Source organism: Bacillus sp. TH25 (assembly GCF_016650935.1).
Taxonomy (GTDB): Bacteria; Bacillota; Bacilli; order Bacillales; family Bacillaceae_G; genus Bacillus_A; species Bacillus_A mycoides.
This window is the reverse complement of the sequence record NZ_JAEKEU010000009.1, coordinates 519,636-532,619: the sequence shown is the minus strand read 5'-3', so window position 1 is coordinate 532,619 and position 12,984 is coordinate 519,636. Positions and strand designations below refer to the sequence as shown.

General features: G+C 34.0%; 14 protein-coding genes. 12 read left to right on the top strand and 2 right to left on the bottom strand.

All coding sequences use genetic code 11. The features are described from left to right. Nucleotides 1–131: 131 nt before the first annotated feature. From JFT89_RS07285 to JFT89_RS07245, 9 genes are all read left to right on the top strand, one after another. Complete coding sequence (locus tag JFT89_RS07285; RefSeq protein ID WP_002064399.1) at nucleotides 132–2,261, top strand: sigma 54-interacting transcriptional regulator; 2,130 nt, start codon at nucleotides 132–134, stop codon at nucleotides 2,259–2,261. Between the two features lie 269 nt (nucleotides 2,262–2,530). Continuing rightward, entirely contained in the window at nucleotides 2,531–4,024 is a 1,494-nt protein-coding gene (locus JFT89_RS07280) for an aldehyde dehydrogenase family protein (protein WP_002064401.1), read from the top strand. Continuing rightward, a complete protein-coding gene (locus tag JFT89_RS07275) occupies nucleotides 4,025–5,407 on the top strand; it encodes a putrescine aminotransferase (RefSeq protein ID WP_002064402.1) in 1,383 nt (460 codons plus the stop codon). 194 nt (nucleotides 5,408–5,601) lie between these two features. Next, on the top strand, nucleotides 5,602–5,982 hold the full coding sequence (locus JFT89_RS07270) for a GntR family transcriptional regulator (protein WP_002064403.1): 381 nt from the start codon (nucleotides 5,602–5,604) through the stop codon (nucleotides 5,980–5,982). Next, nucleotides 5,979–6,677: an ABC transporter ATP-binding protein gene (locus JFT89_RS07265; protein WP_201039703.1), complete on the top strand. Its 699-nt coding sequence runs from the start codon at nucleotides 5,979–5,981 to the stop codon at nucleotides 6,675–6,677. Before JFT89_RS07270 ends, JFT89_RS07265 begins: the two co-directional genes overlap by 4 nt. Next, a complete protein-coding gene (locus tag JFT89_RS07260; protein WP_201039702.1) occupies nucleotides 6,674–7,462 on the top strand; it encodes an ABC transporter permease in 789 nt (262 codons plus the stop codon). The genes JFT89_RS07265 and JFT89_RS07260 overlap by 4 nt, the downstream gene beginning before the upstream one ends. Nucleotides 7,463–7,476: 14 nt before the next feature. Continuing rightward, entirely contained in the window at nucleotides 7,477–8,379 is a 903-nt protein-coding gene (locus JFT89_RS07255) for an ABC transporter ATP-binding protein (RefSeq protein WP_201039701.1), read from the top strand. Continuing rightward, entirely contained in the window at nucleotides 8,379–9,155 is a 777-nt protein-coding gene (locus tag JFT89_RS07250) for an ABC transporter permease (RefSeq protein WP_002064410.1), read from the top strand. Before JFT89_RS07255 ends, JFT89_RS07250 begins: the two co-directional genes overlap by 1 nt. Before the next feature lie 459 nt (nucleotides 9,156–9,614). Beyond that, nucleotides 9,615–10,628, top strand: coding sequence for a CPBP family intramembrane glutamic endopeptidase (locus JFT89_RS07245; protein WP_088292755.1), 1,014 nt, complete (start codon nucleotides 9,615–9,617; stop codon nucleotides 10,626–10,628). Between the two features lie 29 nt (nucleotides 10,629–10,657). Here the strand turns inward: JFT89_RS07245 and JFT89_RS07240 are convergent, their stop codons facing one another. Together JFT89_RS07240 and JFT89_RS07235 are read right to left on the bottom strand one after the other, a co-directional pair. Further along, nucleotides 10,658–10,840 carry a DUF3913 family protein gene (locus JFT89_RS07240; RefSeq protein ID WP_000707108.1) on the bottom strand — a complete coding sequence of 61 codons (183 nt, stop codon included), beginning with the start codon at nucleotides 10,838–10,840 and terminating at the stop codon, nucleotides 10,658–10,660. A gap of 100 nt (nucleotides 10,841–10,940) precedes the next feature. Then, nucleotides 10,941–11,393: an Lrp/AsnC family transcriptional regulator gene (locus tag JFT89_RS07235; protein WP_002011610.1), complete on the bottom strand. Its 453-nt coding sequence runs from the start codon at nucleotides 11,391–11,393 to the stop codon at nucleotides 10,941–10,943. A gap of 123 nt (nucleotides 11,394–11,516) precedes the next feature. Here JFT89_RS07235 and JFT89_RS07230 point away from each other — a divergent pair, with 123 nt between their 5' ends. From JFT89_RS07230 to JFT89_RS07220, 3 genes are all read left to right on the top strand, one after another. Further along, on the top strand, nucleotides 11,517–11,930 hold the full coding sequence (locus tag JFT89_RS07230) for a carboxymuconolactone decarboxylase family protein (protein ID WP_170935223.1): 414 nt from the start codon (nucleotides 11,517–11,519) through the stop codon (nucleotides 11,928–11,930). A 13-nt stretch (nucleotides 11,931–11,943) separates the two neighbouring features. Beyond that, nucleotides 11,944–12,498 (top strand): cysteine hydrolase family protein, encoded by a 555-nt coding sequence (locus JFT89_RS07225; RefSeq protein WP_201039700.1) that lies wholly within the window; start codon nucleotides 11,944–11,946, stop codon nucleotides 12,496–12,498. An 87-nt stretch (nucleotides 12,499–12,585) separates the two neighbouring features. Beyond that, nucleotides 12,586–12,984, top strand: coding sequence for an SseB family protein (locus tag JFT89_RS07220; protein ID WP_002011614.1), 399 nt, complete (start codon nucleotides 12,586–12,588; stop codon nucleotides 12,982–12,984).

Here is a 12,984-nt window from a genome sequence, read left to right as displayed (position 1 = left end):
AGGAAGATGGAGGCATTCATCTTCCTTTTTTTAGTAAGTAAAGGAAAAAACGTTTTATTTTCAGATTAATTAAAAAAATCTGTATTTAATGATACAATACAAATTACATAGTTCAAAGGAGGAATAGCAGAATGTTTTCCATTGCTCATAAAAAAATTAGACCTATTGTTTCTCTATCTATCGATCAATCTGAAAAGGAATGGAATATAGATGTTGAAAATATAAAAGAATCTTTTCTATTTTTAAAAAGAGAAGAGAAATTATTTGCATACGTTCATGTGAAGGATCTGCTATCAAATAGTAAGGGATTAACTGCTAAGGTATTGCTTTCAAATGCTGTTTCACTAGATACAATATGTCATCTTAGTAAAGATATTTCTTTAACAGCTCTTTTTCAAATTATTGGAGCGCCGATTGCGATAGTAAAAAATGAAATGGATGAGCTAACAGGATATATAAGAAGAGAGGATGTTTTTGCGGAACTATTTAAACAAGAAAATCAGAGTGTTGATATATTAAAAATTATTTTAACGTCTATTCCAATGGGGATTTTTGTAGTAGATCGTGAAAAGAAAATTGTAAATTGCAATGAGTCTGGTTTGAAGATGATTAAATCGACTCCTGAAAAAGTTATGAATGTACCAGCAAAACTGATTTTTAACGAAGAGCACATTAATAACGTATTTACAACGGGAAAAACGATCTTGAATCAATTACAAATCACAAATGAGATGGGTGTATTAGTTGACTATAGTCCAATTCCAAACTTTGATCAAAGTATTGAAGGAATGGTTATTATTGTGCAAGATTTGCCGATGGTCGAGGACATGGCGATGGAAATTGAATATATAAAGGATTTAAATGAAGATTTACATGCAATCTTGTCTAGTATTTATGATGAAATATTAGTTGTTAATCATAAAGGGGAATTAATTCGTTATAGTGAAACTGTTATCAATGATTTTTGGGGGGGGAGTTTGAAAGACCTTTTAGGAAAAAATCTTTTAGAATTAGAAAATAAAGGATTATTCAGTCCGTCTGTTACGCGATTAGTGTTGGAAAAACAAAAAAAGGTATCAGTTGTACAAGAAACAAAAAGCGGAAGAAAAATATTAGCAGTTGGAAACCCTGTATTTAATGAAAACGGAGAGCTTCATCGTATTATTATTGCCTCAAGGGATATTACCGAAGCAACAAGGTTGAAGACGGAATTACATGAAATAAAGAAGATATCAGAGCAATATAAGAAGGAGTTAGATGATTTTAAAAATAAAGATCGTTTTCTTAAGAAGCTTATTTACTGTAGTCCGAAAATGGAGCAAATTATTAACCAAGCTAAAAAAATAGCAGATTTTTCTTCCAATGTTCTTATTTCTGGAGAATCTGGCGTCGGAAAAGAAGTAATTGCTCAGGCAATTCATCAACTTGGAAACCGATCTTCAAAGCCATTTTTAAAATTAAATTGTGGTGCAATTCCAGAAACTTTGCTAGAAAGTGAACTATTTGGTTATACGAAAGGTGCTTTTACAGGAGCCGATAAAAATGGAAAAGAAGGATATTTTAAGCGGGCGGATCAAGGTATTTTATTTTTAGATGAAATTGGAGAAATGCCTTTACATTTGCAAGTGAAATTGCTTAGAGTCTTGCAAGAACAAGAAGTAATTCCTATTGGAAGTACAATTCCTACGAAAATAAATGTACAAATTATTGCCGCTACAAATAAGAGTCTTGAAAAGATGGTGGAATCTGGAACATTCCGTGAAGATTTGTTTTATCGGCTAAATGTAATTCCGTTGCGAGTGCCTCCTCTACGAGAGCGAATGGAAGATGTTCCGGTACTTGCCTTTCATTTCTTGCAACAGTTAAATGAAAAATATAATAAAAATTATCATTTAACTCCAGATGCGCTTAGCTTACTAGAGTTTTACTCATGGCCAGGAAATGTACGTGAATTACAAAATATGATTGAACGTTTAGTAGTATCAGCAGACGATCCAGTAATTGAAGCGGAGTTTGTTAGTAAGTTTTTAACAACTGGTTATGACTTTAAAAAATCAAAACCAGTTATTACAAGAGTATTACCATTACAAGAAGCACTACATTCTGTAGAAGAACAATTGATTTTACTTGCAATGAAGCAGTATAAAACAACGACTAAGGCTGCAAAAGCTCTTGGAATCAGCCAATCTTCAGTGAGTCGTAAATATCAAAAAATTGTTAGTGAAAAAGGGATAGCGGCTGATATCATCTCTTATTCCTAAAAAAGGAGAAGGTCACATAGACTTCTCCTTTTTGTGTGCGCTCAGCATGTGCATATTCTCTAGGAGTCAAGTCCCGCGTGGTGAAGGCGGTAGCGGAAATGATTAACATTCCGTTTTATGCAAAATGGAATAGTGTATGCGAGAGTGCATAAATTGTTTATTGTTTTTAAGAAAATAGTCAGTTTATGTATGATTCCTTTGGATTTTAAATATTGGCATGAAAATTGCTTATAAATATATAAACGATCGATGAAGGGGGATTCAATATAGTGCTAGATTTAAAAATGTATGTAAACGGTGAATGGAGAGAGTCTAGTAATCAAGAGAAAAGAACGATTATTAACCCTGCGAATGGCAAGGGTATAGCATATGCACCTGAGGGAACGATTGAGGATGCAAAATACGCGATAGAAGTGGCAAGAACGGCTTTCGATAGCGGAATTTGGTCAGCAACATCCACTGCTGAAAGGGCATCATATTTATTTAAAATAGCAGATGAAATTGATAAAAATATGGAAGAATTAGTATACCTTGAAACAATGGATAATGGAAAAACGTATCGTGAGGCAGAAGGAGATATTGGAGATGCAGCGGCTTGTTTTCGCTATTATGCCGGATTGATTACAAAGCCAGATGGTCAAACATATCATGTAGCCGATCCGATGCAAGCGATGGTTGTAAGAGAGCCAGTTGGTGTTTGTGGATTAATTGTTCCATGGAATTATCCGCTATTGATGAGTGTATGGAAAATTGCACCTGCTTTAGCAGCTGGAAATACAATTGTGTTTAAACCTTCTGAAGTGACACCAATCACTGCAACAAAGCTATTCGAAATCCTTGAAAAAGTAGGGCTACCAAAAGGTGTTGCCAATATGGTAATGGGGGCTGGTCCAATAGTAGGAAATGAAATTGCAGCGAGTAATAAAGTGGATATGATTTCCTTCACAGGTGGAACAAAAACAGGTAAGCACATTATGAGAACAGCGGCTGATAATATGAAAAAGATTTCGTTAGAACTCGGAGGGAAATCTCCAAATATTATTTTTGCAGATGCAGATTTTGAGACCGCTATTGATTATGCTCTATTCGGTATTTATGCAGGTAGCGGACAAGTATGTTCAGCTGGATCAAGAATCCTTGTCGAAGAAAATATTTATGATAAATTTGTTAATAGTTTTGTAGAGCGAGCACAGCAAATTAATGTTGGGCCTGGTGATAATCCAGAATCAGAAATGGGGCCACTTGTAAGTCAAGAACATATGGAAAAAGTATTACGTTATATTGAAATTGGGAAAGACGAAGGTGCAAACGTTGCTTGCGGAGGTAGACGAATAATGGAGGATGGAAAAGGTGATGGTTTCTTTATTGAACCAACAGTCTTTGTCAATGTAAAACCTGATATGCGTATTGTCCAGGAAGAAATCTTCGGTCCTGTTGTAGTAATTCAAAAGTTTAAAGACGAACAGGAAGCAATTGAGTTGGCAAACGGTACAGACTATGGTTTGGCTGGAGGAGTATTTACAGTCGATGGTGCAAAAGCAATGCGTGTGATTCGCAAACTTCGCGCAGGAATTACGTGGATTAATAGTTATCATCCAACATATAATGAGGCACCTTGGGGCGGATATAAGCAAAGTGGTATAGGTCGTAGTCTAGGAACGTTTGGTTTAGAAGAATTTCAAGAAATTAAGCAGATTAATATAAATCTAGAAGTAGAACCAATAGGCTGGTTTGCAAATAAAAAAAATGTAGGAGTGAATTAGATGGGAACGAACGTAGAAAATAAATTGAATGAGAAAGATGTAAAAGGTTCAAATATAAATGAGTATATTACGAAAGTACTACAGTTAATTGAAAAAGAAAAAGTATCTGAAGAAGAGGCAAATTGGATTCAAAAAGAAACAGTAGACGGATTTAGAGAGCATGTGAATCCTGGTTTTCTTGCTTATAGAAAAACAGTAACAAAAGATGGACAATTTGCAGCAGTAGAATGGTCAGATGAAGGATCTTGTTTCATGGATATTAACGGTAAAAGATATATTGATTGTTTAGGTGGATTCGGAATTTATAATGTTGGTCACCGTAATCCGAAAGTGGTAAAAGCTGTGACAGATCAATTAAAACGTCAAGCATTGCACAGTCAGGATTTACTGGATCCACTTCGAGCAATGCTTGCAAAGATTTTAGCGGATATTACACCTGGTGATTTGAAATATGCCTTCTTTACAAACAGTGGTACAGAAAGTGTGGAGGCAGCACTAAAACTAGCAAAAATGTATAGTGAACGAACAACGTTCATTGCTACAACTCGTGCCTTCCATGGTAAGAGTCTTGGTTCCTTATCCGGAACGGCAAAAGGAATGTTCCGTAAGCCATTCTTACCATTGATTCCAGGTTTTCGCCACGTTCCATTTGGCGATATTGAGATGATGAGAAAAACATTTGAGACATGTGCATTAGTAGGAGAAGATGTTGCAGCAGTTATTTTAGAACCAATTCAAGGAGAGGGCGGTATTATTTTACCTCCAGAAAATTATTTGAAACAAGTACGAGAGCTTTGTGATGAGTTTGGATCACTCCTTATTTTTGATGAAGTACAAACTGGAATGGGACGTACAGGAAAAATGTTTGCTGCAGAATTATATGATGTAGTGCCGGATATTATTTGTCTTGCGAAGGCGTTTGGTGGAGGTGTAATGCCAGCGGGAGCTATTGTTGCGAAAGAAACAGTATTCAAAAGTTGGTTTGAAAATCCATTTATGCATACAACGACATTTGGAGGAAATCCTCTTGCATGTGCTGCTGCAATTGCAACAATCCATGTATTATTGGAAGAGAAATTACCGGAACGAGCTATGGAAGTTGGGGAGTATTTCTTAAATGGATTGAAACAAGCTGCAGAAGGGCACGAAGATAAAATCTTTGAAATTCGTGGTCAAGGTTTAATGATTGGGATTGAATTCCATAAAGACGAGATTGGTTATGAAGTGTCAAAGGCGATGTTTGATCAAGGTATTCTTGTTGCGGGAACATTAATTAACTCAAAAACAATTCGTATTGAACCATCCCTTACAATTAGTTATGAAGAAGTAGATACAGTTATTAATACGTTTAAATCTGTGCTAACTCAAGTAAAAGTAAAATAAATTTCGCATAAGGTTATATGTGAATTCAAACGATTGAAACTATAATTAGAATAGATTTACCTGTATTTTATTACAGGAAGGCAGTGTAACGAAAAGTTACACTGCCTTTTTATTACATTTTTTGTTGTTGAGTATTTACATATAATTTGTCTTAGTGTACTATTTAACTAACACACTAAGACAGGAGGGGAGAAATGAAAATCGAGTTTTCTCCAAATACACCAATTTACATTCAGGTAATGGAATACACAAAGAAAGAAATTGTAACGGGTCATTTATTGCCTGGCGATAAAATTCCCTCCGTACGTGAATTAGCGAGTGAATTACAAGTAAATCCAAATACGATTCAACGCACATTTCAAGAACTAGAACGGGATGGAGTTGTTGTAACACGTAGAGGAATGGGGCGATATGTGACGAATGAAGGGGAGAAAATTATGGAGCTGCGAAAAGATATGGCGAAAGAATTACTTCATTCTTTTATAAATGGAATGGACAATTTAGGTTTTTCAGAAGAAGAAATTCTTTCAATTCTTAGTTCTTCATTAAATAAGAAACGGGAGGAGAACGAATGACAGAGCTATTAAAAATAGAAAATCTATGGAAGCGATACGGATTGAAAGCAGTAATCCGGGAATTAAACATAGAGATTACAGAAGGGAAAATCGTTGGGCTTGTTGGAGATAACGGGAGCGGGAAAACGACGTTATTGAAAATGATTGCAGGCTTGCAGCACCCTTCTGAAGGTAGTATTACAATAGATGGTAAAAAGGTAGGATTAGAGACGAAAAAAATCGTTTCATTTATGTCCGATAAGCCAGTCTTTGATGATTGGATGACTGTAAAAGATGCTTTATTTTTCTATAGAGATTTTTATAAAGACTTCGATATTCAAAAAGCAGTAGATACGATTGTGGAATTCAAAATACCGTTAGAAGAAAAAATTAAAGCATTGTCAAAAGGGATGATTGAGAAGCTGCAAATCATTTTAACATTTTCTCGAAAAGCGAAGTTATACGTACTGGATGAACCACTTGGCGGGATTGATCTCGTTTCTAGAGAGCACGTATTGGATCTCATTCTACAATTTTATAGAGAAGATTGTACGATACTAATCTCAACTCATTTAATAAATGAAGTTGAAAATATTTTTGATGAAGTAATCTTTTTAAAAGATGGAGAAATTGTACTTCACGAAAATGTAGAGGAGTTACGTTTCCAACGAGGAAAAGCTGTTACGGATGTGTTTAAGGAGGTGTTTAGTAGGTGAAGTCGAGCTTAATATATATGTACAATGTGAATAAAAAGCAAATTATTATTTCATTATTATCATTTATATTCGTTGTAGCTGTCGCTTTCGTAAGCTTGGGAAATTATATTAAGCAAGAATCAGGAGAGATAAGGCAAATAATTATAGTTTCCTTAGTCATCTTAGTATATATAATTTTTATAGCATTGATATTTATTCAGGCGATGTCTGCATTTGGAAAAATGACTGAAAGTACATTATTTCGGTTAACGCCGACATCAGGTAAAAAGATTGTTTTAGCAGTAGTTTCCTATACTGCAATTAGTTTCCTTGTTTTTGAAGTAATAGGTTCTATTTTTTTATATGGTATTTCTATGAAAATAATAAAAGGTACAGAGCTCTATGAAGTGTTATTTACCCAAAGTGTATTAAATCCATTAAAGCACCTCTTTAGTACTATGTTATATGTATTTAAATTATCTAGCATATTGCTTGTATTACTTTTTGCAGTAGCTAGTGTTAAAATGTTTTCTTTGAAAAAGAAGAAGCTAGAGTATACGATTGTATTTTTCTTATTTTTACTAGTAACAAAAGTGATGAGCATTATATATGGGATGTTGGGTGGACTGGCTCCTATAGTGCCTTTAATAACAAAGTTAGTATATATAGATGAATCATCAGATGTAGATGTGATGTTATATCCAGAAAAACTTATGAATTTATATAGTCTTAGTTTTTCCATAGGTATATTTATTTTACTTGTTTATATAACAGGTCGTATCATCGACAAAAAACTAGAAGTCTAAAGGAGGAGTCAGCATTGGGAAACGTAGTAGTGAAATTAGAAAATGTTCGAAAAAAGATTGGTAAGACAGAAATTATTCGGGGCTTATCATTTGAGGTTCAAGAAGGAGAAGTATACGGATTCCTTGGACCGAACGGTAGCGGTAAGACGACGACAATTCGTATGATGACAGGTCTTATTTCTATGACAGAAGGCGATATTACAATTTGTGGCCATAGTATTCGCACAGAGCGTGAAAAGGCGCTAGAGCAAATTGGAGCGATTGTAGAAAATCCCGAGCTATATGATTATATGACTGGAATGCAAAATTTAAAGCATTTTGCGAACATGGCGATTACCCCAATTAGTAAAGAGCGCATCGCTGAAATTGTAAAGCTTGTTGAATTAGAGCATGCGATTCATAAAAAGGTGAAAACATACTCACTTGGTATGAAACAGCGTTTAGGAATTGCGCAGGCGTTACTTCATCAGCCGAAAATCTTAATTTTAGATGAACCGACAAATGGATTAGATCCAGCTGGTATTCGCCAAATTCGTGATTATTTACAACGATTAGCGAAAGAAGAAAATATTGCAGTCATTGTATCAAGTCATTTATTAAGTGAAATTGAATTAATGTGTGATCGCGTAGTTATTATAAAGCAAGGTGAGTTTGTACAAGAGTATAACTTACATGAACAAGCGAAGCATGATGAAACAGTTGTAGTTGCATTTGAAGTAGATCAAGTTCAAAAAGCGAACGAAATTATTAAAGGTAAAGTACAAGGAAATGTAGCTGTGGCATCTGTAATGAAAGAAGAGATTCCGCAAATTGTAAAACAGTTAGTGAATGCTGATGTACTCGTATACGGTGTTACTGTTCAAAATAAAACGTTAGAGGATGAGTTCTTAGCGATTACAGGGGGAGTGAAAGCGTAATGTTTAAATTAATTCAAAATGAATTTTTAAAGTTACATGCGAAAAAAGGTATGTACATTTTAATAGGTGTAATTGCAGCATTGGAGATTTTGGGAGTTTTAGCGATGCTAAAATGGGGAGGAGGAAATGAGTTTAAAGGATCATATTTAGATTTTGTAAGTTCAGAGATTGGTTTAATTACCTTATTTGCAACAATTTTTGGAATTACGATTGCGTCTCGTACAATTACTGATGAGTTCCAAAAAGGTACAATTAAGCAGTTATTAATCCGTCCGAGAAAACGAATTACAGTTTTGTTCTCTAAATATATTACAGTGTTACTTACTATATTATTTATCATATTTGCTAGCACGTTAATCTCAATGATTATTGGCGGGATTGTAATGGATGGTAGTAAAACAGGAGTAACGTTAGGAATCGTAATGAAGTCCATTTTATATCAAGTACTTTCACCGTTCTTCTTTGCAACTCTTTCATTTTGCTTAGCTAATGTATTTAGAAATTCTGTATTACCATTAATTATTTCGTTGTTCTTATTCTTCTTACAAAGTGCAATTACAATGGTGCTTATGATGTTTGCTAAAGGTGTTGCAAAGTTTGTTGTATTCTCGCATTTAAATTTAAGTGTGTACGACAGCAATAAATTAGTAAGTGGCGGAGTAGAACCACCATTTACAGAATTTACGTTTACAACTTCATTATTACTTGTAGTTGCATACTTTGCTGTATTACTTGTAGCATCAAGTGTATTATTCCAAAAACGTGACGTATTATAATAGAAAAAATCCCCGTTAACACGGGGATTTTTATTAACTAGTTCTTTCTTCAATCGTTTCACGTTGCATTCTGTATTTTTAAGCTAGAGATGCTGCCAGCGTAAAATATCGGGTCTTTTTCAGCTTCTTTTGGTTTATAAAATGCAGCGAATACATATTTATTAAAGGGTATAGCTGTCACTAAGCTGAAGACTGCTATAACACCCATAAATAGATCAGCTAAATTCTATACTACTTGAATTGTAGTAACTGAACTTAAAAATAACATGTCAATTATAGCAATACGTTTATCAATGAAGTCGTTTTAATAGATATGTTGTTTGAAAGAATCTGAGAAAAATAGGAAAATTTTCAACTATATTCATATTATAATTTAGTTATTCGGCTATTTGTGGAGAAGGGCTATCCATAAAACACTGATTAAAGTTTCACTTTATATCATCTCTGGAGGTGTTCAATATGCAACATGCATTTTCACGTATAAGGCTACGTAGTTTTTTTGGATGGATGATTATAGGGATGTTCCTGACGATGATTCCATTAAGGTTATCAGGTGCTTCTGACAATACGATAGAGTTGCTGTCACAAATATCAATATTTTTTGCATTTCCACTATTGTGGCTATATTTAAAAACAAGTAAAAATAATGTTGTTTTTAAAAGCTTTTTTGATAAGCCTGGACGTTTACATTGGGGGTTAATTGTATTAGCAACGATCATGGGAATGATTTTTGCAGTCGGTATATCCCAAATTCAATTTTATATTTTAGCACATACTTTACCTAATTTCTTAGTTACCATGTTAGAAGATGGAAATGTAATTAATACGAGTAACATATACATGACGGTATTTACTTTCATTTCAGCATGTGTATTAGCCCCAATAATGGAAGAGGTTATTTTTAGAGGTTTTTTCTTGCAGCGAATGGCTTACAAATGGGGGATTAAACGAGCGGTTATTATATCCTCTCTTATTTTTGGACTAGGACATTTTGATGTTATCGGTGCTTTCATGTTCGGTGTTATTATGTGCCTTCTATACATAAAGACAAAAAATATATGGACGAATATTGCTGTGCATGCTCTAAATAATTTGATTGCAACGAGTATGCAATTTGTAGGTGGAGATGGAAGTGACGCAATCTCGATTACTGAATTACAAGCACAAAGTAATTTATGGATCGGCATTGGTCTTGTGATTATCGGTTTATTATGGTTCATTCCTTTTACTTGGAACCAATGGCGTACAGTAAAAGAAGTTGGTGTGCCACCGATTCGTTTCATAAATGAAGAAAAAGTAGTGAATACATCAGAAGAAAATGAAATATATAGCCAAGTGATAGTAACAGATAGATTGATGGCTGTAGAACTACCTGATGAAGCTGTAAATAAGCTTCGGTTAGAAGAAAATGATTATGTAACAGTTTCTGTAGAAGAAGATAAAATTGTTATAAAGAAAGCGCATAATAGATAATTAAAAAGTAGCTCCTAAAGAGCTACTTTTTAATTTGTAATAATCTCTACACGAAAATTATTACCGTTCTTTACATATTTAATATCTGTAACGATCCGAACGGTTTTTAGAAGTTCAACTTTTTCACCAATTCGAGGGATGGTCGGAACATTGTCCCAAATACCAAGCAAGTCATCTAATTGTGCCGTTTTTTCATAAAACCAGATTTTCAATGTAAAGCCCCTTTCTCGAACTTTATGTATTTTAATACATGATATATCATTTTTATTCTTAATGTAAGGGGTTTTTACTCTTTTTGTGAATAAAGATGAATTAATCTTCTGGGAATATATGTTCAATGTCCGGAGTAAGAGCTACTTCTGATAATACGATATGAGAAACTGTCGTTGCATATGAAGAAACATCATTGATAAATTCTTCAAGTTCAACGAGTGAAGGAACAGAGATTTTTACAATGTAGCATAAGCTTCCTGTTACTCGGTAACAAAAACTTGCAGATGGATAAGACTGAATAAACTGTTGCATACGTGTTGTATCACCATTTTTTAAAGTGATTTCTAAAATACAATCTAAAACAAGTCCTGCTTTTTTATAATTGATATCGATTGTGTATTTTTGAATAATCCCTTCACTTTCAAGTTTACGTACACGTTCTGTAGTAGACGGAGCCGATAAGTTTACTCGTTTTGCTAATTCACGCATCGAAAGGCGGCTATCATTATATAATTCATTTAAAATTTTTCGATCAACACGGTCTAATTGCATTTGTAAATATACCTCCAGTAAAATGATAATTTTTGTAAAGAAAAATTTAAAATTAAGATTCATATGAAATGTAAAGTGAACTTTATTTATTTTACAATAAAAAAGAAGGAAATAGGAGGGGAAATGATGGAGAGAATTACATTATCAAATGTAGGAGATACAAAGTTTCAAAAATTATTAGGTCATAATCCAGATATATTAAATTCGTGGAGTACGTTAGAGAATACACTGTATAGTACAGGGGCCCTTTCCGTAGAGTTAAAGGAGCAAGTAAGAAGAACATTAGCGTTTGGGAATGAATGTCCGTACTGTATGGCAAAGGGAAAGCCGGATGATATACAAAAAATAGAAGAAATTAGCGTAGCCGTTACTTTTGCACATGCATTTGTTCATGACCAAAAGGCGATAGATGATAATATGTTTCATATATTAAAACAATATTGGACTGAAAAAGAAATTGTAGAGCTTTGTGCCTATATTTGTTTTATTACTGCTTCGCAGCAACTTGGTTTTCTGTTTCAATTACAGCCCAATTAATTAGGAGGATATTATGCTTAATCAAGCAGTACTTATAATCATTGATGTACAGGAAGCATTCAACTTACCATACTGGGGCGTGAGGAATAACCTTTTGGCGGAAGAAAATATGAAAAGTTTGTTAGAAGAATGGAGAAAAAGAAAACTACCAGTTTTTCATATTCAACATGTAAATAAAGAAAATGTTCAATCGATGTTTTATCAACATGCGGAAACGGTAAACTTTAAAGAAGAAGTGCAACCAATGCCAGATGAAATAATTATCCAGAAATCCGTTAATAGCGCGTTCATTGGGACAAATTTGGAAGAACAATTAAGAGAACAAAAATGTAATACGGTAGTGATTGTAGGATTAACAACAAATCATTGTGTGGAGACTACAACACGGATGGCAGGTAATTTAGGGCTTACAACGTATTTAGTGAGCGATGCGACGGCTACATTCAATCGTAAAGGTCTGGACGGGACAGAGTATAGTGCAGAGGACATTCACAATATGACACTTGTAAACTTACATGATGAATTTGCCAAAATCGTTACGACTGAAGGTGTTTTAAAATTATTTTAAGAAAATAATTGTGGAATTATGTAGAAAAAAATAAGAATATTTCGTATAATCTAAGTATAATCATTTTGAAAATAGGGGTGTCATCATATGGAGCAAATTCCAGTAAAGAAAATAGAAGAAGTACTCGTTTTAGCAGGAGATGATAAACAAAAGCAAAAGGAATTTTATGAATTGCTCTTAACAACGGAGTTTTATGTTGCTGGTTCACTTGAAGCAGAAGACGGAGCAACGGAAGGAACACTTCGTTTGCGTCATTTCCAAGGAGAGGGTAGATGGATCGTTCCGTTCTTTACACAATTGAAATTTGTAAAAGATGTGTTGCCAGAAGGTACACCCCTTATTACGATACGTGGAAAAGAATTATTGGGTAGCATCGAGAAAGATGCGACAGCTGTATTAAATGTTGGAACAGATATGAGTAAAACATTTATTCCAGAAGAAATTGCAGAGATAGCATCAGGACGAATATTTAATTATTATAAGTAA